This window comes from Serinicoccus profundi (genome assembly GCF_008001015.1).
In the GTDB taxonomy this organism is placed as follows: Bacteria; Actinomycetota; Actinomycetes; order Actinomycetales; family Dermatophilaceae; genus Ornithinicoccus; species Ornithinicoccus profundi.
On the sequence record NZ_CP042862.1, the window covers coordinates 1,544,541 to 1,569,352 of the forward strand.

Below are 24,812 nucleotides of genomic sequence, written 5' to 3' on the forward strand. Positions count from 1 at the left end.
AGAAGCGATGACTGTCACGAAGCACGATGACTCGACCGGGCTGGGCCAGGTTGAGGTTGACACGCACCCGGCTCGCGACGCGGTGCACTTCCGCCGGATCCTTGCTGCCCGCAAGTCCATGGCGGATGCGGAGCAGGAGTTGCGAGACGCGGTCAAGGACGCACGCGAGGCGGGTGACTCCTGGACCATGATCGGCGCCGCGCTCGACACCACCGCCAGGCCGCTTACCAGCGCTTCGGCCGAGACTGACCACACGAAGAGCGGCATTATGCACGTGATGGGGGTGGGGGTGGTTCATGATGCTTCGCCGTTCTCGAGGTTGTTCAGGAGCTGGGTGAAGAGCTGGGCTCGGTGGGTCTGGCCCTTGGCGTGGGCGTCGTCCTGCTGGGCCTGGAGAGTGGGGCGAAAGGCGATGGTGGTCTGGAAGAAGGTGCAGGTCTCGCAGATCGACTCGAAGGCGCAGTCGAGCTCGGGGGGCCTGGTGCAGTAGCCGTTGCCGAGCATTCGGGAGTGCTCGCGACGGAGGCGGGCCATGTTGGGTCCGAGGGCGTCGGCGGGCAGCTGGGCGGGGTCGTTGTAGAGGGCGTCGACCTTGTCGGTGACGGCGAAGTACTCCTCCGCGACGGTGCGGTTGGCGATGCGGGCGTAGCGCAGGGTCATGTCCATCGAGGAGTGGCCTAGCATCGCGGCGATGGCTTCCAGGGACATGCCGCGGTTGATGGCCTGGGTGGCCAGGGTGTGGCGCAGCTGGTGGGGGTGGATGTGGCCCAGCCCGGCGGCGGCGCCGGCCTTGTTGATCATCCGGGTGACGGTGTGCCGGTCCAGCGCCCGGCCGTTCTCCCTGGGCAGCAGCAGCGGGTGGGTGGGGTCGACGTGGGTGGCCCGGTAGTCCTGGATCAGAGTCACCACGTGCGGGTGCAGGGGCAGGTAGCGGTCCTGGTGCAGCTTGCCGACCGGGACGTGCAGCCAGGGTCCGGCGCCGATGTGCACGAGCGCGTCGGCGGGCAGCGCGGTGTACTCGCTGACCCGCAGACCGGTGCGCAGCAGCACCTCCACGGTCACGCGCAGCAGCATCCGGGGCTGGGCCTGGGCGGCGCGCAGCAGCCGGGCGGCGCTCGGGTCGTCCAGTGCTTTGGGCAGGGGCCGGTCCTGGCGGGGCAGGTCCCCGGAGAACATCGGCACCCGGGCCGGGGCGTCGTCCCAGTCCCACTCGGCGATCCGGATGAAGAACATCCGCAGCGTGCCGAGCCGGCCGGCGATGGTGGCCAGGCCCAGCGGGGCGCCGCCGCGGCCGGGGCGTGCGGCCAGCCACGGCTTGTAGGCCTCGATGGTGGACCGGTCGATGTCGGCCACGCAGGCCAGGGCCGGGGTGTGGGTGAGCAGGTAGGTGGCGAAGCAGCGCAGCGACTGGTCGGCGCCGTTGACGCTGCCCGGGCGCAGCACGCAGGCGATCTGGGTCAGGTAGGCCTGCATGGTGGCCGCGACCATGGGCAGCTCGGCGGCGATCTGGTCCCAGGTCGCGACCGGTGCGGCGCCGCCGCGCTGGTCCTGCCCGGGGTCGAACCGGACCGGCAGAGCGGTGGTGCTCATCGCAGCCTCCGGAACCCCGGCAGCGCCGGTCGCTCACCGGCGGGCGGTGTGAGGGTCGGGAGGGCGCCGGGGGTGCCGGCGAAGACCTGGGCGTCGATGACCTCGGCGGCCCTGCGGTACTGGGAGGCCAACCAGTCGTCGGCCAGGTGCAGGTAGATCCGGGTGGACTCGATCGAGGCGTGCCCGGCCTGTGCCTGGACGGCCTCCAGGGCCATCCCGGCCTCCCGCAGCCGGGTCAGGCAGGTGTGCCGCAGCTCGTGGCAGGTGCCGTGGGACAGGCCCGCGCGGGCCCGGGCACCGGTCAGGACCTGGTCGATGCCGCGCACGGTCAGCGGTTGCCCGCGGGTGGGACCCTTGAGCACGACGAACAACCGGTCGGTCGCGGCGTCGGCGGGACGTTCGGTGGTCAGGTAGTCGGCGACCGCGGTGAAGAACCTGGCCGAGACGGGCACGATGCGTTGCCGTCCGCCCTTGCCCTCGGCGATGAACACCCGCCGTTCGGCGAGGCGCAGGTCTTCCAGGCGCAGGCCCAGGACCTCGCAGCGGCGCAGCCCGCCGAGCACCATCGCCGCGACCATGGCCCGGTCCCGGTGGGTGCGCAGGGCGCCGGTGAGGGCGTCGACCTCGGCTGGGGCCAGGATCTGCGGCAGGGACCGGACCCGCCTGGTCAACGGCACGCCCTGGGAGGGCCGGGATCTCTCCCGGCGGGTCGGCAGCCCCCGGGGAACCGGGTTGGTGACCACGTCCCCGCGGACCTGCAAGAAGGCGTAGAACCCGGAGATCGTGGAGACCCGCCGGGCGATCGTGGCCGGCCCGACCCCGCCACCACCGTGCCGGGGCAGGCCCTGGACGACGCCGGCGGGCCGGCCGGTGCGCTGGGCGGTGATGAAGGCGAGCACGTCGGCCGGGACCGCCTCGGTCGGGTCCTTGCCGAGCACGCCCAGGAAGATCCTCAGGTCGTACGCCGCGGCCAGGACCGTGTTCGGCCGGCACCGCCCGGACAGGAAGTCCAGGTAGTCGTCCGCGCAGGCGACCCCGACCCGCAGCAGCACCTCACCCGAGGGCCCTCGCGACCTGACCAGACACGGATCCAGACCCGACATGTCACGACCTCCCGGTCCCTCGACCATCAGCCACACCGGCTGGTCGAAATCTCCCGGAAGATCACGTGCATAACAAGCAGATGCGTGCGTTCGTGTGGATCTCATTGAGCGCCTCGATGCTCCTAGGGTCGAGCCCACACCTCGGCAGGTGGGGCCCATCGGAGCCAAAGAAGACGGTTCGAGCACCCGCAGCGCGACCCGCGGCGTCCCCAACCTCACCCGAGCACTCATCAAGACCTGGGGATCCCAGATCCGAATGAACCCTGGATCGTGAAGAGCCCTACTAGCTAGTCGGCCTTGCCAGATCCCCCAGAGTAATTGTCAAGACCTGTGGATCGGCGTGTCATGCGACGTTTTGCTGGCGTCCTGATTCCTCGGGTCGTTCGACGAGCTTGCCGCGCTCGAAGGTGGCGCCGGCGCGGACGAGGGCCACGAGGTGCGGGGCGTTGACCGCGCGCCAGCGTCGTTGCGCGGACTCGATGAGCTTGAACGCCATCGCGATGCCCGCGGCGCGCGAGCCAGGACCCTTGGTGACGCGCTGACGGAGGCGGACAGTGGCGAAGGTCGACTCGATCGGGTTGGTCGTACGCAGATGCACCCAGTGCTCGGCCGGGTAGTCGTAGAACTCCAGCAGCACGTCCAGGTCGTCGGTGATCTTCGCGGCCGCCTTGGGCCACTTCGTGCCGTAGTCGGCGGCGAACGCCCTGGCGGCGGCCTCGGCGTGCTCGCGGTCCTCGGCGTTCCAGATCTCGGCCAGCGCGGCCTTGGCGCCGGGCTGGGCGGACTTGGGCAGGGCGTTGAGCACGTTTGCGATCCGGTGGAACCAGCACCGTTGCTCGCGGGTGGTGGGGAAGACTTCGCGCAGCGCGGCCCAGAACCCTAGGGCGCCGTCGCCGACGGCCAGGACCGGAGCGGCCATGCCCCGGCGCTTGCACGAGCGCAGCAGGTCGGCCCAGGACTCGGTGGACTCCCGGTGCCCGTCGTCCAGGGCGATCAGTTCCTTGGTGCCGTCGGCGCGGACCCCGACCATGACGAGCAGGCAGACCTTGTCCTGGGTGAGGCGGACCTTGAGGTGGATCCCGTCGACCCACACGTAGACGTAGTCGGTCCCGGCCAGGGAGCGCTGGTTGAAGGCGAGGGCCTCGGCCTGCCACTGCTCGGTGAGCCGGGTGATCGTCTTGGCCGACAGTCCGGCCGAGGTGCCGAGGAACTGGGTCAGCGCCGGTCCGAAGTCGCTGGAGGACAGACCGTGCAGGTAGAGCAGCGGCAGCACCTCGGCCATCTGCGTGACTTACGGCCCACGCCGGCAGGATCGCCGAGCCGAACCGCTTCCGCTCACCGGTGGCCTCATCGATCCGGCGGTCGTCGACCCGCGGTTGGCGCACCGGGACCGCGCCGGCGGCCGTGGTCACCTCTCGGGGTGCGTGGTACCCGTTGCGGACCACCAGCCGGTGACCGTGCTCGTCGACCTCCCCGGCGAACCGCTCGACGTAAGCCGCGACCTCGGCCTGCAGCGCGGCCGCGAGCATCTGCCGGGCGCCGTCACGCACGATCTCATCGAGCAACGACCCACCGTGCACGGTCGCGTCGACGTTGGACTCGGTGTTCTCCTGGACTACCTTGAGCATGGGCGTACCTTCCCGAGCCGGCGCTCCAACGCCGACCCTGATCAGAACTTGTATGGGCTTCAGATCTTGCTCGGGAGGTACGCCACTTTCACGTCACCCCGCCGAGAGCCATCCACAGGTTCTGATCATTGCTCGATCCCCCACCGCGGCAGCAACTGTGTAGCAGGCGTACAGGACAATCTACTGGTGCGGGGCTCCTTTAGGCGCGCTCGTCTGTCCGAGCCGACGGCGGGCCAGGGAGAGTCGGCGTCTTCAGATCCACGCATCGGCGGCACTCGAGAAGTCGGTCAGCGTCGGCGTGGTCCAGAACTCTCCAGGAGTGTCCGAGTCGCACCCAGCATCCGAGTTTCTTTCGATTTATGATCGGCAGCGTGACATCAGTCGGGCGCCTGCACAATGACCATCGCCACGGCGGCAGGAGCGCGCGTTCTGCGAGTCTGCTCCTCCATCGGTGCGTGGTCTGGCCGCGATGAGACGCGACCGCTCGTGCAGTCTTCATTCTGGAAGTCGTGACGGACAGCCGTCGCATATTGGTGAAGGAGAGTTGCGTGAGTGATCGATCCGCTATCTGGCAGGCCGTGCATGAGGAGCGACGCCGACTGGTCTCAGATCTGGAGGGCCTGACTCTGGAGCAGTGGCAGACACCGTCGTTGTGCCCCGGATGGTCGGTGCACGACGTCGTAGCCCATCTCATCGACTCAGCGGTCACGACCCGACTCGGATTCGTGCGCCAGATGGTCACCGCTCGCTTCGACTTCGACCGCGCGAACGACCATGGTGTGGAGAAGCACAAGGCCATCGACCCCTACGAGACGTTGAACGCGTTCCGTGCGGTGACAGACCGTACGGACACCCCGCCTGGACCGTTGGCGACCCGTCTGGTGGAGGCGTATGTGCACGGTGAGGACATTCGTCGTCCGCTGGGCATCCACAGCGACTATCCGAGCGAACACGTGATGACGGCACTGGAGTACATGGTGCGTACCGGTGCTGGGTTCGGCGGAGGCAAGGAGCGTGTCCGCGGCATCCGACTCACCCCGCTACCCCACGGCCGAGCCATCGGTGAAGGCCCCGAGGTGTGTGGCCACGCGATCGTGTTGCTACTGGCCGTGTCCGGTCGACCGACCGGTTCTGACGAGCTCACGGGGGAAGGCGCGCAACTGCTCGCCACTCGTGCCTGAGGGCCGCTCCCGCAGGCAACGACCAGGCGGCGACGTAACGATGTGCGCCGGAGTGAGCGCGCGGAACACTTCCGGCTCCCGCGCGGTCACCCGCCTTGCGGCATGAGCGGTCTTGCGCGCCTTGCCGTCAGGGCGGCGAAATGAGTGCCAGGAGACGGGTCGCTCGATAGCGTTGCTCTCATGACCACCGTCGTACCGATATTGCCTGTAGCTGACGCGGACAACGCTTTGTCGTGGTGGCGGCGCCTGGGGTTCGTCGAGAGCTTCCGGCACCAGTTTGAGACTGACTTCCCCCGATTCGTCGGGATCGAGCGGGACGGGTGCCAGATCTACCTCTCGGAGCACCAAGGTGATGCGTCGGGGCCAGGCCTGATCTATCTGTGGGTCAGCGATGTCGACGCAGTTGCAGCCGAGTTCGGCGCAGCCGTCGAGGACATGCCATGGGCGCGGGACTGCGAAATTAGTGACCCCGATGGCAACCGCGTGCGTGTCGCGACAACTGTTCCGGGCTAGGTGCGCGCTCATCGGCGGATCCGGTCTGTCACCACCGCTGAGGCGAACCCACCCACCGAGGGCCGGACGTGCAGCGTGGAGCTGCAAAGGCGGTTCGAGTCTATGGTGAGCCGGTCGGCTCGGTGACTGCCGATGCTTCCGCAGCGGGCACCCCAACCTCGACACGCCGGCCGCGATGATGAGGTCGCCTCGTGTCTGGCTGCCGTGCCCTCGGGCGGGAGGTCCGGGGGCAGCAGCGCTTCCTTCTGGCGCCAGGGCGGACAGGTCGGGTCCGCTACGGTGGACGCGGAAGCTCGAGACGGATGAGGTCGCGCGGTTGACTCAGGGGCGGACGGAGTGACGTGGTGGGCCACGGTCGTCTGTTGACGCGGCTGCAGGACATCGTGGTCCCGGCGATCAAAGCTGGGGTAGCCACGGGGTTGGCCTACTTCCTCGGCTCGCTCCTCCCGCTCCCGCTGGGCGACTACAGCTACTACGCCGCCCTCGGCGCGTTCACCGTCGTCGGGCTCTTCGTCGTCCAGTCTGCGACAGAGTCGCTCCAGGTGCTCGGGTCGGTGGCGATCGGCGTCAGCGTCGCGGTAGCGGTGCAGGCCGCATCCTGGTCCAGTGCGTGGAGCGTCGGCCTGACGGTCCTCGTCTGCATCCTCCTGAGCGCTCTGCCCCTCCTGGGCCGACAACGGACGTGGGCTCCCGTGGCGGCGCTGTTCGTCCTCGCCGCCGGAGGACCCCAGCCCGAACCGATGGCGCTGGCCTATGTCGTGCAGGTGCCACTGGGAGCCGGCGTCGGGATCCTGGTCAACATCCTGCTCCTGGCCCCGTTGGGCCTCCATGAGCTGGACCGCGCGACCAACCACGTCCTGACGATCCTGCCCGAGGAGATGCGGCGCGAGGCCGGGCGACTGGTCGCAGCCTCGGAGGGGGAGGCGCTGCTGCCCTCCAGCACCGGGCCCTCACCGGCCCTCGCGGAGTCCCGGGGCCGGCTGCGCCTCGCGGTGGAGCAGGCGCGGCGGGCACGGCGCGGCAATCTGCGGACGCGGCTTCCTCCTCACCCGGGTGCGCGTTCGCTGGCCCGCGCAGGGGCGGTGAGCCGGTGCGCTGCGGCGCTCGAAGCGGTCTCGGTCGTCGTGGCCGAGTCAGCTGCTGCGCGTGGACAGTCAGGCGCGCGCCTGCGGCGGCAGGCGGCAGCGGTGCTCGAGCAGGCGGCCGAGACGTTCGAGGGCGCGCTCCGACCCGGCCAGCACCACGACAGCATGGACCGCTCGGTCAGGGAGATCGATCACTTGCTGGAGCAAGTGCGCTCCACGCCCGGGGACGCGGGTCTCGACCACGTCCTCTTCGGCGCCCTGGCCGTGACGATCCGCGAGTGCCTCATGGTCCTCCAGCAGAGCGATCTTCTCGGCGGGGAGCGCCCCGGCGGCTGAGGCCGATGCGGGGACCGGGCGACGACTCACCCTGCAGACTGCATGCGTGCTCCTTAGAATGGAGGGATGCGTGCACTCACCTGGCAAGGCCTGACCGACGTCCGTGTGACAGAGGTCCCCGACCCCGTCCTGCAGGACCCCACCGACGCGATCGTGCGGGTCACCTCGACCGCCATCTGCGGCTCCGACCTCCACCTCTACAACGTCCTCGGGGCGTACATGACCCAGGGCGACGTCCTCGGCCACGAGTTCATGGGCATCGTCGAGCAGGTCGGCAGCGGCGTGCAGAACCTCGCCGTCGGCGACCGGGTCGTCGTCCCCTTCAACATCAGCTGCGGGCACTGCTGGATGTGCAGCCGCGGCCTCTTCGCCCAGTGCGAGACCACCCAGAACGTGGACCAGGGCACGGGGGCGAGCCTGTTCGGGTTCAGCAGCCTCTACGGCGCCGTCCCCGGCGGCCAGGCCGAGATGGTGCGCGTCCCGCACGCCGACTTCGGCCCGGTCAAGGTGGACCACGGCCTCGCCGACGAGCGGGTGCTCTACCTCTCCGACATCCTGCCCACCGCCTGGCAGGGCGTGGAGTATGCCGACGTGCCCGAGGGCGGGACGCTCGCCGTGATGGGTCTGGGCCCGGTCGGTCAGCTCGCGGTGCGGGCGGCGAAGCTCAAGGGTCTACGCGTCATCGGGGTCGACCTGGTGCCGGAGCGGCTCGAGGCAGCCCGCAACCACGGTGCCGAGATCGTCGACCTCACCGAGGTCGAGGAGGTCGGGCAGGCCGTGCGAGACCTCACCGAGGGCCGTGGCGCGGACGGCGTGCTGGACGCGGTCGGTATGGAGGCCCACGGCAGCCCGGTGCTGGGGGCCGCGGTCTCCGTCGCGAAGCGGCTGCCCGGCCCGATCGCCCGCAAGGCCATCGAGACCGCCGGCGTCGACCGGCTCGCGGCCCTGCACGGCTCGATCGACGCGGTGCGCCGTGGTGGCACCGTCTCGATCAGCGGTGTCTACGGCGGGATGGCCGATCCGATGCCGATGATGGAGCTCTTCGACAAGGGCATCCAGCTGCGGATGGGCCAGTGTCACGTGCGCCGCTGGACCGACGAGCTCAACGCCCTCGTCTCCCAGGAGGCCGACGTGCTGGACCTCGAGGGCCTGGCCACCCACCGGGTGTCGCTTGAGGAGGCACCGGAGATGTACCAGACCTTCAACGATAAGGCCGACGGCTGCCTCAAGGTGGTCTTGACTCCCTGAGGACGAGCACGTCCCTCTCGTGGCCTCGGCCGGTGCTCAGAAGAGCGTCGCGCCGGGGTCGCGCTGGTTGAGCCGGGCGGCGGCCCGGCTTCCCAGCACGGTGAGCCGGTCGACGACGGCGGAGGCCGTGGAGCCGAGCCGGGCGGCTGCGGCACTGCCCCGCACGGGGGTGGTGGTGTCTCCGGTGGCAGGCGCGCTGGGCAGCAGCCGCGAGGTGAGGCCCATCACCCGGATCGTGGTCGCCGGCATGAGTCCGTGCACCCGTGAGCCGACGGCGGCCAAGGGGGTGAGGGTGACCATCGGCCGGCCCGCCAGGACGCCGTCGACCATCCGCCTGGCCGCGCGCCGGGCGTCCATGGACAGCAGCGGCAGGGACGCGGCCGACGCGAACCACGCATACTCCGCAGCGCGGTCGCCGGTGAAGAGGGCGTTCTCGTGGGAGCCGGTGCGCATGAGGCCGGGAACGATGCAGGTGGCGCTCACCCCGGTGCCGGCGAGCTCGGCGGCCAGACCTTGGGTGAAGCCGACGGCGCCGAACTTCGCCGTGGCGTAGGGGAGCAGGTGCGGCGGCGCGACGACCCCACCGATGCTGGTGACGACGCCGATCCGGCCACGGTCACGCGCGCGCATGCCCGGCAGCACCGACCAGACCGTGTTGACCGCGCCGGTGAGCATGGTGCCGACGGCCTCGTCGAAGTGGTCGAACGTCATGGCCTCGGCGGGTCCGACCTGGATGATGCCGGCGACGTGCAGCATCACCTCGATCGGGCCCAGGTCCCGCTCGACCGTCGCGACCATGTCCGCGACAGCGTCCCGGTCGGCGACATCGCAACGGAACGCCAGCACGGTGCCGGCCCGGTCCCCGGAGCTGGCGTGGGCCCGCTCTCGGGCCAGCTCGGCGCCCTGCTGGGTCTCCTCGAGGTCGCGCGCGCAGATCGCGACGTCATGTCCGCGGGCGGCGAGCTCGGTGGCGATGAGCAGGCCGAGCCCGCGGGAGGCGCCGGCGACGAGCGCGACGGGGCGGTGGGGGGTGTCCATGCCTCGACGGTAGGCACCGGGGCGCGGCCGCGCGAGCGGGAACGGCGCTGCGCTGGCCTCAGGACCGCTTGCCGGACTCTCCGACCTGCCCCGCGTCGTCGCTCCCTTGGTGCTGGGGGTGGAACTCGTCGGGCAGCTCGCGCACCAGGGTGATGACGACGTCCTGCAGACGCCAGTCCAGCTGCCCGATCGCGACGCGGGCCCGCTCGAGGTCGTCGAGGCCGACGACCGTGGCGTCGTGGGGGACCACGAAGCCCTCGACGTGGAAGACGTGGCCCTGGTCCCGGATCCGGCTGCCGGCGGTGGCGGCCCAGGGCAGGTCGGCCAGGACGCCGTCGACGCGAGCGACCAGAGGATCCGGGTCGTGCCCGTCCACCGTCGCCGCCCGGGCATCGGCGAGCGCGTCGACCGCGACCAACAGGTTGGACCACCCGTCTCGCAGGATGCTCACGGCGATGACGAGGGCGGCCACGGCGTCGGCCCACCACACCCCGACGCCGATGCCAACCACCCCGACGATCCCGGCCACCGCCGTCATCCAGTCGGCCTTGTTCATCTTGGCGTCGGCATGCAGCACCCGGTCGTGCAGTGTCCGCGCCAGGGGCATCTTGGCCGTGCCGAGGAGCACCGGCGGGACCGCGGTGTAGGCCAGCGCCGCGCACATCAACCAGCCGGACCACACCGGGTGCCCGGCCACGACCATGACGCCCACGGGTGGGTGCTCCCGACTGACCAGGCCGCTCCCGGAGTCGACCACGAGGAAGACCCCCATCGTCAGGAGCGTGGTCGCCGCCACCAGGTGACCGATGCCGACCGAGCGGTGGTAGCCGTAGGGGTGCCGGGCCGTGGGTGCGCGCCGTGCCACGCGGGCGGCGATGAGGAAGGAGACGGGCGGGATGAAGGAGAGCAGGTCCTCTGCCCACGCGGCCTTCATCGCCTGGGAACTGCCCATGACGACATACATGAGGACGACCGCGGTCGTCAGGAACGCGATGGTCAGCCACGCCACCCGCACCGCGCGGCGCAAGGCGTCCTGCTGCTCGGCGGGAAGCTCGGTATGCCCGAAGCTGGGTGCCTCACCCACCACGCCCACCGCGTTCCACCAGCACCTTCTCGACGGTCACCATGAAGGCGTTCTCCCCCATGGGGACGGCAAGGACCCGGCCGACGGGGTCGCCCTCGGGTCCCATGCTCGTCGAGTGCGGCACGGTCAGGGCGGCGTGAGTGGTCCAGGGCGACTTCTCCGTCAGACCGCCGATCACCAGATCCAGCTCGTCCTGCTCGAGGCTGCCCATGAGGGCCTCTTCTCCGCCCACGGTCCACCGCACCTGCGCGTCGAGCTCTTCCGCCACCTGGTGCACCAGGTCGACCTCGCGGCCCGTCGGCGGCTCCCCCTCGCTCGGGGGAAGGACGGTCCACGGCGGGTTGGGGGAGACCCCGACCCTCAGCTCGCCGCCCGTGACCCGTTGGAGGGTGCCGTCCGGGTCCGAGGGGATCGACAGGCCGCAGCCGCAGAGGGACAACCCGACGGCCGACAGGAGGATCGCGGTGCTACGCACGGCGTCCATTGAACGACCAACGGTGCCGTGCAGCACGTCGAGCAGCCGCTGGTCGAAGCGGTCCGGTGAGCTCCGCCGGGCTCAGGCCTCGCGGGCGTAGACGATGATGTTGTCGTCGTTGTGGCCGGTGTCGTCGTCGAAGGTGCCGGCGCAGGTGATGAGGCGCAGCTCGGGGCCGGGGGTGTTGCCGTAGACGGCCAGGGTGGGGAAGGTGTCCTTGGGGAACTGCTGGAGGTCGTAGATCTCGAAGGTCGCGGTGGTGCCGTCGGCACGGTCGACCTCGACGGTGTCACCGACCTGCAGGAGGGCGAGGTCGAAGAAGACGGAGGGACCGGCGGCGCCGCTGACGTGGCCGAGGACGACGGCCGGGCCGGGCTCGCCGGGCCGGGGGGAGCCGTCGTACAAGAAGGCGAACCGTGGGACGGTTTCGGTCTCACGGGGACAGTGAGACTCATCCATGTCGACGCCGCCGTACGTGCTGTGGTGATCTGTGACGCGTGTGGCGGACCTGTGCACGCCGGAGGAACCCCGACATGCACCATCGCTTCCATGGCGCAGTCATCACATCACGGGAACTGCTCTGGCGCATCCGCAATGCGGGACGGGAGGAAGTCGTTTTGCGATCGATACCTGCGTTGCGCAGTTTCATGATCGCTGGGCGCCCGAAAAACGGTGCCCGCAAAGAACAATGGGGACATTGTCGTGGATTCGCCCTGAGGTTGCTCATGAGGGTGAGTCATCGGCTTCGATTCTCGAGCGAGCGGGACGTCGACGCGGAGGACCTCACCGTGACCGGCGGCTGGTGCGGGCCCGACCGACCTCTCGCAACCGCGGTGCGGTGCGCACTGCCAGGACCGCGGCGCCGGGGAGCGTGGACAGCAGCGCGAGGATGCCGTAGCCGATCGAGACGGTGACCCCGGTACCCGCGTCGAGCCCACGCAGCATGAAGATCCATCCGGCGGCGGCCTCGCGCGTCCCCCACCCGCCCACCGTGACGGGCAGGGACATCGCGCCGACGGAGACCGTGGCGAGCCCCGGTGCGAGAGACACGTCCACCTCGGGTGCCACGACGACCACGGCCAGGACGAACATGGTGACGAAGGCCGCCCAGCCGGCGACCGACAGGAGCACGACCGTGACCAGGTCCCGGACCGGGAGGACGCGGAGCCAGCGCCAGGCAATGGTTGCGGTGACCACTGCTCCGGCCAGGCACGCGACCCCGGCCAGCGGGGCCGGGGCCAGCAGAACCACCGCCGTGGCGATGAGCACCACCGTGGTCCCGGCCAGACGCTCTGCGGCCACGGCCGCGAAGCCGCTCGCGAGCGCGCGCCGACCGTCCGGCGCCTGGGCATCGCTGCTGTCGTCCGCCGCGCGCAGTGCGTCGCCGGCGATCCCTCCGGGCAGGATGCTGTTGAGGAAGGCGGCCTGCCAGCAGCGGGCGATGGCCGGGCCCACGGGGAGAAAGATGTGGTGGTGCCGCGCGACCAGGCGCCAGCGCAGCGCCTGGAGCACCACTCCTGCTGCTCCGAGGCCGAGGCCGACAGCGACCGCCCACCAGGGCAGGGCACCGGCTGCGCTGGTGAAAGGGCTCAGCCCCCACCGCGCGACGACGAGGCCGAGCAGGCCCAGAGTCAGGCATACCTGCAGCGTCGCGACGACCACGAGGCGCCCGTGGTGGGACCGTGGCCGGCTGGCGATCAGGCTGTCGCTCACCGGTGCCCTGGCGCCGCGCCGACACCCTCGTCGAGGCTCGTGGACGGCAGGCTGAGCAGGTCGAGGTGGCCGACGCGCGCGCTCAACGTGCCGGCTCGGAGCTGGTGCTCGCGCTCGTCCCGCCACTCCCGCACCAGATCCGCCAGGTCGGGATCGTGCTCGACGGCCACCGAGGCACGGTCGTCGAGGTAGCGGCCCAGGAGCGGGCCGTCCTCGGCGCCCAGATCCCAGTCCGTCGCCCGGGTCTCCACCTGGGCGCCACGACGGCGCAGGGCACGGGTCATGGCCGCGGCTCCGTCCGGACCGGGCCGTCCCTCGCGCCGCTGATGCGCGTCGAAAGCGGCCGTGACGGCCGCGTCGGCGGGATGGGCGGGTGTGAGCGTGACCATCCCCGTGACGCTGAGGCTGAACAAGGCCGCGATGCCGGGCCGATCGGTTGGCGCGACCACGTCGGCGAGCGTCTCGAGCTCCTCCGTCGACAGCAGGTCCAGCAGGGCCGCGCACGTGAGCACAACCTCACCATGCTGCGGGACGAGGGAGGGCAAGTCGTCCACGGTCGCGACCTCGCGGTGCGTCGTGACCCGGTCGTCGGCACCCGCGGCCCCCTCCGAGCCGAGGAGGTCGGCGTCATGGTCGACGAGGACCCAGCGCTGGCGTCCGGGCAAACGCGGCGCGAGCCAGGCCTGGTTGGAGCCGGTGCCGGCCCCCACGTCGGCCCCCACGTCGACCACCACGAGGTCGCCGGCGGGCCGGGGCCCTCAGGTGGTCGGTCAGCAGCCGCAGCAGGTCGCGGGCGTCCTCGCGGGCACGGTGGTCGGCGCGTCGTCGCAGCGCCAGCCAGTCGGCTGGAACGGGACGGGCTACCACCGAAGAGCCTGGGTGAAGTCCGTCGCGGTCGTGGCCCACCCGCGGAGTCTATCCCGGTGTGCCAGGGCGGCCGCCCGCCACGCGCGCCTGAGGTCGCCATCGTCCAGCCACCGGGCCAGAGCCTCGGACCAGGCATGCGGGTCGGCGACGTCGACGACGGCGCCTGCGCAGGGCATACCGTCCCGCTCGCCGGATCCCTGCAGTGCCTCCACGGCCCCCGTCCGCGCCGGGACCAGGGCCGGTATGCCGTGGGCCAGAGCCTCGGTCACCACCATCCCGTAGGTCTCGGCGGAGGATGGCAGGACGAGGAGGTCGGTGGCGTGCCAGACCGCCTCGAGGACCTCGCCGCGGCACGACCCGAGCATCTGGACGCGTCCGTCGAGGGCGTCCGCGCGGACGCGCACCGCCTCGGCGTAGTCCTCATCCGGGCCGGTGGGCCCGACGAGGGACGCGGTCCAGGGGCGGTCGAGAACGGTCCGAAGTGCATCGAGGAGGACGAGCGGGTTCTTCCGCGGACTGATCGAGCCGAGGAAGAGCAGGTGCGGGGGACTGCTCCCGACCGCCGGCAGCGCCACGTCTGCGCCGGGGGGCACGGGTCGCACCTCGGCGAGGCCGTAGCGGCGGAACAGGTCCTCCCGGGCCCAGGCGCTGGTCGCGACCACCGTGTCCGCGGCCTGCAGCGCGGCCCTCTCCGAGCCCTCCAGCCGCTCTCGCTCTCGCGCTGTCATGCCACGCTCCGCAGGCAGGGGGAGATGTACCAGCACCCCGATCCGCACGCCCTGCTCTCGAGCCCACGCGAGCTCGTCGGGTGCCGCCGACCCGACGATGCCGTCGACAACCACGTCGGTATGACGTCGCAGGGCCGAGCGCAGCGCCGACCGGTCGTGCCGGGTCGGCCGTGGCCACGGCCCGGGGACGGGCTCGACGGTCACCGCGACGCCGCCCGCGACGAGCTCGGAGGCGAGCCGGGCGTTGTAGTGGTTGCCTCCGCTGGGTCCCGCGAGGTCGCCGGGCACGATCATTGCGCGCGACGGGCCGCCCTCACGCGCGGAGGTCGAGGTCATACGTCACCCAGGCCTGCGGATGCTCGCGCACGACGACGCCGATGCCGTCGACGGCGGGGTCGGCGTGGTCGGCCAGCGCGTGCGCGACGTGGGCGGCCACGGACTCGGTCGTGCTGAGCCGGCCGGCGAAGTCGGGGTGCTCGTCGAGGTTCTGGTATCGCAACGGGTCGAGCACCGCGGCGAGGTGGCCTCCCGCCTCGCCGATGTCCACCACCACCCCCGTGCTCGTCCAGCTCGCGGCGGCGCCAGGTGGCCTCGACGACCAGGGTGGCGCCGTGGAGGCCCTGGGCCGGCCCGAAGAACGGGTCGGGCAGGCTGTGGGCGATCATGACGTGGTCGGTGACAGTGAGTCCGAACATCGTGCTCCTCGTGGGTCAGGGGTGTCGGGCGGTGGCGTCGGGCTCGGCGTCGTCCGCGTCGGGGTAGGACAGCACGACGCACCCGCCGGCGTCCCCGTGGTGCTCGAGCTCATCGAACGCGGTGGTGATGTCCCCGAAGGCGCGGACCCCACCCAGGAGGACGTCGAACGCGGGGTCGGACAGCAGCTCGAGGGCCGACCCGAGACGGGCTGCCGGGTCCCGTCGGTGGCGGCGGGCCGCCCCGACCCGGGAGACCTGGCTGGCCACCAGCCGCAGCCGGCGAGAGTGGAAGTCCTCGCCGAGCGGTACCTGCGGGGCCGGCGAGCCGAACCATGAGAGCTCGACGACGTCGGCGTCGTCCCCGGCCAGTGAGAGCGCCAGCGCGAGCCCCGGCTCGCTGGTCGAGGCGTGGAAGACGAGGTCGCAGTCAGGCAGCGCCTCGTCGGGCGGCACCGCGCCCAGGCCCACGTCGCGCAGCCGTCGACGCCGGACGGGATCGGTCTCCAGCACCTGCAGACGCTCCAGCGGGAAACGGCGCAGGAGCAGGGCGAGCGCCCCGCCGATGAGTCCGCCGCCCACCACCGCGACCCGGTCGCCCGCGCACGGCGGGGCGTCCCAGAGCGCGTTGAGCGCCGTCTCGGTCGGACCGGCCAGCACAGCACGGGGGGAGGGCACCTCGCCGGGGACGCGGGAGAGGGAGCCCACGGGTACGACATACCGGTCCTGGTGCGGGTGCAGGCAGAACACCCGCGACCCGACCCACTCTTGCGGGCCGCGCTGGACCACCCCGACGGACAGGTAGCCGTACTTCACCGGGAAGGGGAAGCCGCCCTTCTGGAAGGGAGCGCGCATCCGATCGACCTGCGAGTCCGGCACTCCGCCCCGGCGCACCAGCATCTCGGTGCCCCGGCTGATGCCGCTGAACGACGCGCTCACGAGGGCCTCGCCCGGTCCGGGCTCCGGCAGCGGCTCCCGGCGCAGCTCACCCTGGCCCGGCGCGGTGGCCCAGTAGGCCTGGGCCGTTCCGTCTGCGGCGCTCACCCGCGCACCTCCAGGTCGACCACGTCGCGCACGAACGAGGCGAGGAGCGCCAGGAGGGCGAGGACGACGCCGACCGCAGCCCACGGGGGAGGTATGGCCGGCACCAGGGCGAGCAGCAGCGCGATCCCCTGGAGCGCCGCGACCGTCCGGCGTGCCAGGCTCGGCGTCAACTCGCCACGCAGGGCCGGGCGCACCCAGGAGGCAGCCACGAAGACGTACCGCATGGCACCGATCGCGACGACCCACCAGCCCAGCGTGACGCTCACCAGGACCGACAGCACGAGGAGGAGGGCGGCGTCGGACTCCATGTCCAACCTCGCCCCGGCGGGGCTGGCGGTCCCGGTCGCGCGGGCCAGCCACCCGTCGACCGCGTCCAGCAGCAACGCGGCGCCGACCACCACGGCCACGGGCCAGGTGCGAGCGGGCAGCTGCCCGGCGAGGACGAGGACCGCCGCGGTGGCGACGACACCCGTCAGCGCGACCCGGGCGAGGGTGACCACGTCCGGTGGGCTCACGGCCGCGGGACGACGTCGCAGCAGGGCCGCGGTGGCCACGACCGGCACCACCAGCCCGGCGGCCACGGCGAGCACGCCGACGCCGACGCCCGGGGAGACCCGGGTGACCAGCCCCACGCAGAGGGCCAGGGGGAGCAGGACCACGGCCCACTCGAGGACTCCGGCACCGCGGAGCCGGGCCGTGGGCACCTGCGCCGACATCAGCTCGCGTCCGGGACATCGGCGGGCAACCCCCCGGAGGCGGTGTCCCTGCGACTCAGCTCCAGCTCGGTCACGACATCCTCCCCGAGGACGTAGCGTCGCACCGGCGGACGCAAGGCATCGGTCAGGCGGTCCTGACCCTCGACCCGCAGGCCGGGCACCCCGTCCCCGATGAGCACCGGCGCCGTGGTGAGGAAGAGCCGGTCCACGGCACCCGCGCGGACGAAGGCCGAGACCAACCGGCCACCTCCCTCGACGAGCACGCGGTGGAGGCCACGGGAGGCGAGCAGGTCGAGCACCTCGCGGGGCTCCATGGCGCCGGCCGACGGCCAGCGGACCACCTCGACGTGGTCACGGACCGCCGGGGTGTCGACCTCGGGACCCACGACCCAGAGGGTCCGTGCCGCGCCATCGGTGAGCACGCTGGCCTGTGCAGGGAGCACCCCACGAGGGTCCAGCACGACGCGCGTGGGATGGGGCCCGGGCACGGCCCGCACGGTGAGGCGCGAGTCGTCGCAGGCGACGGTGGCCGCGCCGACGACGACGGCGTCGACGAGCGCGCGGAGTCGGTGCAGGTGCTCACGGTCCAGCTCGCCGGTGACGAAGTTGGCGTCCCCGGTCCGCGTGGCGATGAAGCCGTCCAGGCTCTGACCGAGCTGGGCGACGACGAGCGGGCCGGTGTCGCGGGCCAGGTCCCCGTAGCGCTGGGCCAGCACGCCCGAGGTCGGCACCCGTCCGGCGAGCAGCTGTGACCAGTCGTCCGGGGCCGACTGGTCGTGACCCATACGCCGGCGCTTGGTCGCGAGGTAGAAGGCGTTCTCCTCGCGGTCGGGCATGACGAGCGGCACCCGCTCCACGATGCTGATCCCGAGATCGCGCAGGGCCCGCCTCCTTCGCCGGGTTGGAGGAGAGCAGCCGCAGCTGGTCGACGCCGAGGTCGAGCAGCATCGCCGCGCAGTGGTCGTAGGTCCGGGCGTCCGCAGGATGGCCCAGGGCGAGGTTGGCGTCGACCGTGTCCGCCCCCTGGTCCTGCAGGGGCGTAGGCCCGCAGCTTCTCGCCCAGGCCGATCGCGCGCCCCTCGTGCCCCCGCGCGTAGACCACCGCACCTCGCCCGGTGCGGGCCACCAGGGCCAGCGCGTGCTGGAGCTGCTCGCCGCAGTCGCACCGGTGCGAGCCCAGGGCGTCCCCGGTGAGGCACTCCGAGTGCACCCGCACGAGCGGCGGGTCGAGGTCGTCGCGGTCGTCGTCGTTCACCCCCAGGCTGAGGACCACATGGTCCATCCCGGTGTCGTCACGGTATGCCGTCATCCGGAAGGTGCCGTGATCGGTCGGCAGACGCGTGTCGGCCACGCGCTCGACCCGGTGCGGTGTAGTCCTCGCCTGCTCAGCCATCCTCCACAGTATGGCTGTCGCCAGCGGTTTTCTCCTGGGGAGGGGGGAGAAGGTCCGCGACACCCTCGACGACGGCGGCTGCCCCGGCGGACCGCAGCTCACGTCGGCGGGCGGAATCCTCGGCCACCCCCACGACCGGCATACCCGCTGCGGCACCGGCCTGGACGTCGGTCACCGAGTCGCCGAGGAAGACGGCCTCCTCCGCGCGGGCCCCCAGGAGGCCCAGCGCTCGACCGAGCAGGTCGGGCTGTGGTTTGAGGTCGTCCACGCGCCCGCGGGAGCGCCCGACCACCTGCAGGCGATCGCTTGCGCCGGGCCGGGCACGGTCCAGCACGGTGGCCACGATCTCCGGGGTGTTGTTCGTCACCACCGCGAGGACGGCGCCCCGCTCCAGGGTGCGGTCCACCAGGTCCAGCGCCCCGGGTCGGGGCGACACCTCTGTGGCCGAGTCCCGCTCCAGGTGGCTGGTGAAGGCCTCGAGCCGGTCCAGCAGCTCCGGGGCGTGCTCACCGACGATGCGAAGGCACTGCACATGGTCACGCTCGGCGGCGAGCAGCTCGCCCAGGGCAGGTCCCCCGGCCGCGACGGCCTCGGCCTTCACCCGGTCGGTGACCTCGAGCCACCCACCCCCGGGGAACAGCCGGGCCAGCGGCCCGTCGAAGTCGACGAGGACGGCGCGGGCCCGCTCCACGATCCGCCGGGCAGTGTCCATGCTCGCGCACCCTACGTCTCCGGACGCGGGGGTATGGCTCTCGCTCAGAAGACCGGCTTCCCGCCAGTGACGCCGAGGACGGTCGCGGAGACGTAGCTCGCGTCGCTCGGGGAGGCCAGGAAGACGAACGCGCCGGCACACTCGGCGGGCTGTCCGGCCCGGCCCAGCGGGGTGTCCCCGCCGAAGGTCTCCAGGCGTTCCCCGTCCTGCGTCGCGGGCTGCAACGGCGTCCAGATCGGGCCCGGCGCGACGGCGTTGACGCGGATGCCGCGCTCGCCGAGCTGGGCGGCGAGGTTGACGGTGACGTTGTTGATGGCCGCCTTGGTGGAGGCGTAGTCCAGGAGCGTCTGCGACGGCTCGTAGGCCTGGATCGAGCTGACGTTGATGACGCTCGACCCCTTGCCCAGGTGCGGCACGACGGCCTGGGTCAGCCAGAAGAGGGCATACAGGTTGGTCTTGAAGACCCGGTCCATGTCCTCGGCCCGCATGTCCTCCAGCTTCTCGGTGCGAGCCATCTGGAAACCGGCGTTGTTGACCAGGATGTCCAGGCCACCGAGACCGGCGACGGCGTCCTCGGCGACCTGCTGGCAGGTGCTCTGCTCGCGCAGGTCACCGGGCAGCAGGACGACCGTGCGGCCAGCCTTGCGGACCCACTCGGCGGTCTCCTCGGCGTCGTCGGCCTCCTCGGGGAGGAAGCTGAGGGCGATGTCCGCCCCCTCCCGCGCGTAGGCGATGGCGACGGCACGCCCGATGCCGGAGTCACCTCCGGTGATGAGGGCGCGCATGCCCTCCAGCCGGTCGTGGCCGACGTAGCTCTCCTCGCCGTGGTCGGGCAGCGGGTCCATCGTCGCGGTGAGGCCGGGAGGCTGCTGCTCCTGGGCCGGGAAACCGCCCTGGTCGTTGACCAGGGACTCGGCCTTCTGCTGGACGGCGGGGCTGCGGGTGCTCTCGTGCGTCATACCTCCATGGAATCGCACGACCCCGAGGTTGTCGCCCCGGCCTGCCACGTCTGCGGGGTGGGTCCGAGTGAGCGCCGAACGTGGATGATGGTGGGGTGACCGTCTCTCCAACCCCCCTCCGCACCCGATGAGCGTCCAGGACGGTGACCCCGAGCAGGCCACCGAGCCCGAGGCGGGCGGTCAGGACGACCAGGCCGAGACCGTCGAGGTCGACGGGGTCGAGCGGCGTCTGGAGGAAGAGCTGCACGAGGAGTTCAACGCGACCGTCTCCGAGGGGGAGGAACGGCTGAAACGGACCCGCCGCGGTCTCGTCGTCACCGGCCTCTTCGGCGGGATCGACGTCGGGCTCGGCATCATGGCGATGCTCGCGGTGATGCACGCCACCGGCAGCACGCTGCTCTCCGGTCTCGCCTTCGGCATCGGGCTGCTCGCCCTCCGGCTGGCGCACTCCGAGCTATTCACCGAGGATTTCATGATCCCGGTGAATGCGGTCCTGGCGGGCCATGGCACGGTGGCCCAGCTGTTCCGGCTGTGGTCGGTCACCCTGGTGATGAACCTGGCCGGCGGCTGGTTGTTCATGTTGCTGGTGGTGTATGCCTTCCCGCAGTTCCACGATGACCTGACCACCGCCGCCGTCGGCTACGTCAGCGCCGGGTTCACCCTGGAGACGGTCGCCCTGGCGCTCCTGGCGGGCAGCACCATCACCCTCATGACCCGGATGAACCAGGGCGCCAGCTCGGACGTGATGACCGCGATCATCTCCCTCATCGGCGGGCTGCTCGTGGTCGGTCTGCAGATGCACCACGGGGCGCTGGCGTCGGTGCTCATCTTCGGCGCCATGCAGGCCGGTGCCGAGATCTCGGTCGGCCAGTGGCTGGGGTGGTTCTGGTGGGTCACGCTGCTCAACATGGTCGGCGGCCTGGTCATCATGACCGCGCCCCGGATCGTGCGCACCTGGGAGCTGGTCCGCGAGGAGCGCAGCCGACGTATCTGAGGACCGCCCTGCCCCTCTTCTCCACCGACGCACCGGCGCAGGGGCCGGTGCGCATCACGAGGAGAAGAACCCATGTCTCACGACACCATCAACCCGCACGAGCCGGTCGCCCCGGAGACCGAGCCCGCCGACGAGGTGGGCACCGACGAGCTGTCGGAGGGGCCCGCGTCGGGCGAGGGCACCGAGGAGCGCGTCGCCGACGGACTCGACATGGAGCCCGTCGCGACGGCCATGGCCGAGGCCTTCGGCGCCGGCGAGCAGGCTCCCGACACCACCGGGCTCCGCCCGATCGGGGAGGCGACCTACGGCCCGCCCGTCGAGACCGAGACGGTCCAGGGCCCGGACAACCGGGTCCAGATCACCACGACGGGCAGCTACCCCTGGCGGGTCCACTGCTCGCTGATCATCACCGCCAACGACGGCACGAGGTGGATCGGCACCGGCTGGTTCAACGGGCCGAGGAGCATCATCACCGCCGGGCACTGCGTCTTCATCCACGCGCCGGACACCCCGCGCCACGGCTGGGTCCGCAGCATCCAGGTCATGCCCGGGCGCAACGGTGCGAGCCTGCCCTTCGGCTCCTTCGTCGTGCCCCGCGCCCAGCTGCGCAGCGTGCACGGATGGACGAGCAGCCCGAACCACGAGTTCGACTACGGCGCGATGCTGCTCACCGAGCCCAAGGGCGACCAGACCGGTTGGCTCGGTTTCGCCGCCTGGCCCGACGCGACGTTGCAGGGCAGGACCCTCAACCTGTCCGGCTACCCGGGCGACAAGCCGAGCGGCACCCAGTGGTACCACTGGAGCGCAGCGGCGGCCCTCAGCCCCCGCAAGGTCTACTACACGCTGGACACCGCAGGTGGCCAGAGCGGCAGCGGGGTCTACGTCATCCAGGACGGCAGCAGGTATGCCGTCGCGATCCACGCCTACGGTGGGTCCGGCAGCAACAGCGGCACCCGGATCAACACCCCGGTGTTCGGCAACCTCAAGCTCTGGAAGGGCTGATCAGCACCCATGACCGGACGCATCAGCGGCATCGTGCTCGATGCCGCAGGTGGCCCCGTCCCCGGCGCCCGCGTGGCGCTGGAGGCGGGGCCCGTCCCGCTGCCCGACGTCGCGCTGCTCACGGGCGATGACGGCACCTTCTGGCTCGACGTGCCGCAGGAAGGGGAGTATGTCGTCGCCGCCCACGGAGAAGGCGCGTCGGCCCGCGTCGTCGTCGCCGTGCCGGGCGCGGCCAGGATCGAGCTGCTGCTCGGCTAGAGCTCCGGAGGCGCCTCGAACAGGTCGACCCGGGAGGGGGCGAGGATCGAGCGGGAGACATTCTTGAAATCGAAGCGGTCGAGGATGCGTGCGGCGTCCTCGTCGCTCAGGTCGTAGGCGTGGGCGAGCATCCGCACGTGCTCGGTGTAGAACGCGTGCAGCTTGTCGACGCCCTTGATGAAGTCCAGCTCCTTGGCCACCGGAGCGACGCTAACGAGGTCACGTGGCGGGCGGGTGGACGTCACGTGAACTCTGGACCGACCGGCTGACTGGACACGGGCGCCGCCGGTGCAGTGGGGTGGACCCCGTGAGCTCACTCCTGCACCTGCGCGCCGCGGGCACCTCCCTCCTGCTCGACCTCTCCGACGATCTGCTGCCGGTGGTCCGCCACTGGGGCGCCGACCTGGGCGAGCTGGACGACGCCGACCTGGAGGCCCTCGTGTGCGCCGGTCGCGTCGCGCGCGGAGACAGCCCCTTCGACATCGCCGACCAGGTGAGCATCCTTCCCGAGCACGCGGGCGCCTGGCTGGGTCGTCCCGGCGTCGAGGGCTCGCGCCAGGGCAGGGACTGGTCCCCGGCCTTCCGGACCGAGACCCCCGCCGAGGCGACCACCGACCCCGACGGAACCCGACGGGTGCTCGTCCGCGCGACGGACGCGACGGCATACCTCGCGGTCGTCCTGGAGCTGGAGCTGCACCCGGGCGGGCTGCTGCGGACCCGGACCACCCTCACCAACACCGGCGAGGAGACCTACGAGCTCGCCGCGCTCCGGACCACCCTGCCGGTGCCAGAGCGGGCCACCGAGCTGCTCGACTTCGCCGGGCGGCACACGATGGAGCGGGTGCCGCAGCGCCAGCCGTTCGACATCGGCGTGCACAGCCGCGAGGTGCGCACGGGCCGCACCGGGCTGGACGCGGTGCACCTGCTGTGCGCCGGCGAGCCAGGCTTCGGCTTCGGCCACGGGCAGGTGTGGGCGGTGCACCTGGGCTGGAGCGGCAACCAGAGCACCTATGCCGAGCGGCTCTTCAACGGCTCGCGGGTGCTCGGCGCGGGTGAGCGTCTCGAGGCCGGGGAGGTCCGCCTCGGTGCGGGGGAGGAGGTCACCACCCCGTGGCTGTATGCCGCGCACGGCACCGGGCTCGACGAGGTGGCCGCACGCTTCCACGCCTGGCTGCGCAGCCGGCCGCACCATCCGAAGCGACCGCGCCCGGTGACGATCAACAACTGGGAGGCGACCTACTTCGACCACGACCTCGGGCGGCTGACCGACCTCGTCGACCGGGGCGCCCGCGTCGGGGCCGAGCGGTTCGTGCTGGACGACGGGTGGTTCGGCGGGCGGCGCGACGACACCACGAGCCTGGGCGACTGGGTCGTCTCTGACGAGGTGTGGCCGGACGGTCTGGAGCCGCTCATCGAGCACGTCCACGCCGCCGGGATGGAGTTCGGGCTGTGGGTCGAGCCGGAGATGGTCAGCCTGGACTCCGATCTCGCGCGCGCCCATCCGGAGTGGATCTTCTCCGCCGGGGGACGCCGCGGGCTCGAGTCGCGCCAGCAGCACGTGCTCGACCTCGGTCACGACGGCGCCTACGCGCACGTCCGTGACCAGCTGATGGCGCTCCTGGACCGCTACGACATCGCCTACCTCAAGTGGGACCACAACCGTTACCTCAACGACGCCGGGCACACCCCGGGCGGCGAGCCGGGGGTGCGGGCGCACACGCTGGCGGTCTACCGGCTCATGGACGAGCTGCTCGCCGCCCATCCGGGGTTGGAGATCGAGTCGTGCTCGGCCGGGGGAGGCCGGGTCGACCTCGGCGTGCTCGAGCGCACCGTGCGGGTCTGGGCCTCGGACTGCATCGACCCGCTGGAGCGCCAGCAGATCCAGCGGGGCACCCTGCTGCTCGTGCCGCCGGAGCTGGTCGGCACGCACATCGCCTCGGGGGAGTCGCACACCACCGGGCGACGGCACGGCCTGGGCTTCCGTGCAGGCACCGCGCTCTGGGGGCACCTCGGCATCGAGTGGGACCTCGCCACCTGCACCGAGGAGGAGCTCACCGAGCTCGCGGCCTGGGTGGCCTTCCATACCGCGCACCGGGAGCTGCTGCATACCGGTCGGAGGGTCAACGCCGACCACCACGACGACGCCACCTGGGTCCACGGCACGGTGGCGCAGGACTCCTCCGAGGCGCTCTTCCAGATCGCGGCGCTGACCCGGTCGGCGACCACCGGTCCGCACCGGGTCCGGCTGCCGGGGTTAGACCCCGACCGTCGCTACCGCGTCACCCTCGAGCAGCCCGGCGCGCAGCCGCTGACCCACGGTCGGGGGGTCGTGCCGTGGGCGGTGGACGGCATCACGTTGACCGGCCGGGCGCTGGCCGAGGCGGGGCTGCCGATGCAGCCGATGAATCCCGAGCACAGCCAGATCTGGCGGGTCGTGCAGGCGTAGGCTGGGC

23 protein-coding genes and 4 pseudogenes are annotated in these 24,812 nt (G+C 71.7%); 8 read left to right on the forward strand and 19 right to left on the reverse strand.

The features are described 5' to 3' along the window. Window positions 1–294 precede the first annotated feature (294 nt). The 3 genes and pseudogenes from FA582_RS07075 to FA582_RS07085 form a co-directional block, all read right to left on the reverse strand. Complete coding sequence (locus tag FA582_RS07075; RefSeq protein ID WP_147899702.1) at window positions 295–1,590, reverse strand: tyrosine-type recombinase/integrase; 1,296 nt, start codon at window positions 1,588–1,590, stop codon at window positions 295–297. Then, window positions 1,587–2,693 carry a tyrosine-type recombinase/integrase gene (locus FA582_RS07080; RefSeq protein WP_147899770.1) on the reverse strand — a complete coding sequence of 369 codons (1,107 nt, stop codon included), beginning with the start codon at window positions 2,691–2,693 and terminating at the stop codon, window positions 1,587–1,589. The genes FA582_RS07075 and FA582_RS07080 overlap by 4 nt, the downstream gene beginning before the upstream one ends. A gap of 343 nt (window positions 2,694–3,036) precedes the next feature. Next, window positions 3,037–4,321, reverse strand: a pseudogene (locus FA582_RS07085) (IS256 family transposase). 548 nt (window positions 4,322–4,869) lie between these two features. Between FA582_RS07085 and FA582_RS07090 the strand changes: the two are divergent. The 4 genes from FA582_RS07090 to FA582_RS07105 all read left to right on the forward strand — a co-directional run bounded on the left by FA582_RS07090 (window position 4,870) and on the right by FA582_RS07105 (window position 8,684). Next, window positions 4,870–5,502: a maleylpyruvate isomerase family mycothiol-dependent enzyme gene (locus tag FA582_RS07090; RefSeq protein ID WP_010149368.1), complete on the forward strand. Its 633-nt coding sequence runs from the start codon at window positions 4,870–4,872 to the stop codon at window positions 5,500–5,502. 180 nt (window positions 5,503–5,682) lie between these two features. Further along, window positions 5,683–6,015 (forward strand): glyoxalase superfamily protein, encoded by a 333-nt coding sequence (locus FA582_RS07095; protein ID WP_084452504.1) that lies wholly within the window; start codon window positions 5,683–5,685, stop codon window positions 6,013–6,015. A 362-nt stretch (window positions 6,016–6,377) separates the two neighbouring features. Beyond that, entirely contained in the window at window positions 6,378–7,436 is a 1,059-nt protein-coding gene (locus tag FA582_RS07100) for an aromatic acid exporter family protein (RefSeq protein WP_141567763.1), read from the forward strand. 66 nt (window positions 7,437–7,502) lie between these two features. Further along, window positions 7,503–8,684 (forward strand): zinc-dependent alcohol dehydrogenase, encoded by a 1,182-nt coding sequence (locus tag FA582_RS07105; RefSeq protein WP_010149236.1) that lies wholly within the window; start codon window positions 7,503–7,505, stop codon window positions 8,682–8,684. A gap of 36 nt (window positions 8,685–8,720) precedes the next feature. Here FA582_RS07105 and FA582_RS07110 read toward each other — a convergent pair whose 3' ends face one another. The 15 genes and pseudogenes from FA582_RS07110 to FA582_RS07165 all read right to left on the reverse strand — a co-directional run bounded on the left by FA582_RS07110 (window position 8,721) and on the right by FA582_RS07165 (window position 20,105). After that, on the reverse strand, window positions 8,721–9,722 hold the full coding sequence (locus tag FA582_RS07110; RefSeq protein ID WP_147899777.1) for an SDR family NAD(P)-dependent oxidoreductase: 1,002 nt from the start codon (window positions 9,720–9,722) through the stop codon (window positions 8,721–8,723). Window positions 9,723–9,780: 58 nt separating this feature from the next. Next, on the reverse strand, window positions 9,781–10,815 hold the full coding sequence (locus FA582_RS07115; RefSeq protein WP_010149238.1) for a cation transporter: 1,035 nt from the start codon (window positions 10,813–10,815) through the stop codon (window positions 9,781–9,783). Beyond that, window positions 10,799–11,290: a transporter substrate-binding domain-containing protein gene (locus FA582_RS07120; protein ID WP_010149240.1), complete on the reverse strand. Its 492-nt coding sequence runs from the start codon at window positions 11,288–11,290 to the stop codon at window positions 10,799–10,801. The genes FA582_RS07115 and FA582_RS07120 overlap by 17 nt, the downstream gene beginning before the upstream one ends. Before the next feature lie 72 nt (window positions 11,291–11,362). Next, the gene (locus tag FA582_RS07125) at window positions 11,363–11,740 is read right to left on the reverse strand and encodes a sortase domain-containing protein (RefSeq protein WP_147899778.1); all 378 of its coding nucleotides are present in this window, start codon (window positions 11,738–11,740) and stop codon (window positions 11,363–11,365) included. Between the two features lie 324 nt (window positions 11,741–12,064). Further along, complete coding sequence (locus FA582_RS16370) at window positions 12,065–12,994, reverse strand: lysylphosphatidylglycerol synthase domain-containing protein (RefSeq protein WP_010149372.1); 930 nt, start codon at window positions 12,992–12,994, stop codon at window positions 12,065–12,067. Continuing rightward, complete coding sequence (locus FA582_RS16375) at window positions 12,991–13,716, reverse strand: SAM-dependent methyltransferase (protein ID WP_158640862.1); 726 nt, start codon at window positions 13,714–13,716, stop codon at window positions 12,991–12,993. Before FA582_RS16375 ends, FA582_RS16370 begins: the two co-directional genes overlap by 4 nt. 138 nt (window positions 13,717–13,854) lie before the next feature. Next, window positions 13,855–14,925: a glycosyltransferase family 4 protein gene (locus FA582_RS07135; protein WP_010149375.1), complete on the reverse strand. Its 1,071-nt coding sequence runs from the start codon at window positions 14,923–14,925 to the stop codon at window positions 13,855–13,857. Then, a pseudogene (locus tag FA582_RS07140) lies at window positions 14,903–15,284 on the reverse strand (6-pyruvoyl trahydropterin synthase family protein). The gene FA582_RS07135 and the pseudogene FA582_RS07140 overlap by 23 nt, the downstream one beginning before the upstream one ends. Before the next feature lie 15 nt (window positions 15,285–15,299). Further along, window positions 15,300–16,325: a zinc-dependent alcohol dehydrogenase gene (locus FA582_RS07145; protein WP_010149377.1), complete on the reverse strand. Its 1,026-nt coding sequence runs from the start codon at window positions 16,323–16,325 to the stop codon at window positions 15,300–15,302. After that, entirely contained in the window at window positions 16,322–17,041 is a 720-nt protein-coding gene (locus FA582_RS07150; RefSeq protein ID WP_010149378.1) for a CDP-alcohol phosphatidyltransferase family protein, read from the reverse strand. Before FA582_RS07150 ends, FA582_RS07145 begins: the two co-directional genes overlap by 4 nt. After that, window positions 17,041–17,898: a RibD family protein gene (locus FA582_RS17105; protein WP_238705476.1), complete on the reverse strand. Its 858-nt coding sequence runs from the start codon at window positions 17,896–17,898 to the stop codon at window positions 17,041–17,043. Before FA582_RS17105 ends, FA582_RS07150 begins: the two co-directional genes overlap by 1 nt. 91 nt (window positions 17,899–17,989) lie before the next feature. Continuing rightward, a pseudogene (locus FA582_RS17520) lies at window positions 17,990–18,148 on the reverse strand (hypothetical protein); the annotation flags it as partial. After that, window positions 18,138–18,434 (reverse strand): annotated as a pseudogene (locus FA582_RS17525) (GTP cyclohydrolase II); the annotation flags it as partial. The pseudogenes FA582_RS17520 and FA582_RS17525, both read right to left, overlap by 11 nt. Continuing rightward, window positions 18,427–19,146: an HAD family hydrolase gene (locus FA582_RS07160; protein WP_010149380.1), complete on the reverse strand. Its 720-nt coding sequence runs from the start codon at window positions 19,144–19,146 to the stop codon at window positions 18,427–18,429. The pseudogene FA582_RS17525 and the gene FA582_RS07160, both read right to left, overlap by 8 nt. A 44-nt stretch (window positions 19,147–19,190) precedes the next feature. Next, the gene (locus tag FA582_RS07165) at window positions 19,191–20,105 is read right to left on the reverse strand and encodes an SDR family oxidoreductase (protein ID WP_010149381.1); all 915 of its coding nucleotides are present in this window, start codon (window positions 20,103–20,105) and stop codon (window positions 19,191–19,193) included. Window positions 20,106–20,232: 127 nt separating this feature from the next. Between FA582_RS07165 and FA582_RS07170 the strand changes: the two genes are divergently transcribed. The 3 genes from FA582_RS07170 (at window position 20,233) to FA582_RS07180 (ending at window position 22,359) form a co-directional block, all read left to right on the forward strand. Continuing rightward, window positions 20,233–21,099: a formate/nitrite transporter family protein gene (locus FA582_RS07170; RefSeq protein WP_010149383.1), complete on the forward strand. Its 867-nt coding sequence runs from the start codon at window positions 20,233–20,235 to the stop codon at window positions 21,097–21,099. A 72-nt stretch (window positions 21,100–21,171) separates the two neighbouring features. Beyond that, window positions 21,172–22,101, forward strand: a complete 930-nt coding sequence (locus tag FA582_RS07175; RefSeq protein WP_010149384.1) for a trypsin-like serine peptidase — start codon at window positions 21,172–21,174, stop codon at window positions 22,099–22,101. 9 nt (window positions 22,102–22,110) lie between these two features. Continuing rightward, a complete protein-coding gene (locus FA582_RS07180) occupies window positions 22,111–22,359 on the forward strand; it encodes a carboxypeptidase-like regulatory domain-containing protein (RefSeq protein WP_010149385.1) in 249 nt (82 codons plus the stop codon). On the opposite strand, the gene FA582_RS07185 is transcribed toward FA582_RS07180, so the two are convergent. Beyond that, a complete protein-coding gene (locus FA582_RS07185) occupies window positions 22,356–22,559 on the reverse strand; it encodes a hypothetical protein (protein WP_010149386.1) in 204 nt (67 codons plus the stop codon). The two genes, FA582_RS07180 and FA582_RS07185, sit on opposite strands and share 4 nt — an antisense overlap. Before the next feature lie 107 nt (window positions 22,560–22,666). Between FA582_RS07185 and FA582_RS07190 the strand changes: the two genes are divergently transcribed. Next, on the forward strand, window positions 22,667–24,805 hold the full coding sequence (locus FA582_RS07190) for an alpha-galactosidase (RefSeq protein ID WP_147899779.1): 2,139 nt from the start codon (window positions 22,667–22,669) through the stop codon (window positions 24,803–24,805). The last annotated feature ends 7 nt before the right edge of the window (window positions 24,806–24,812 follow it).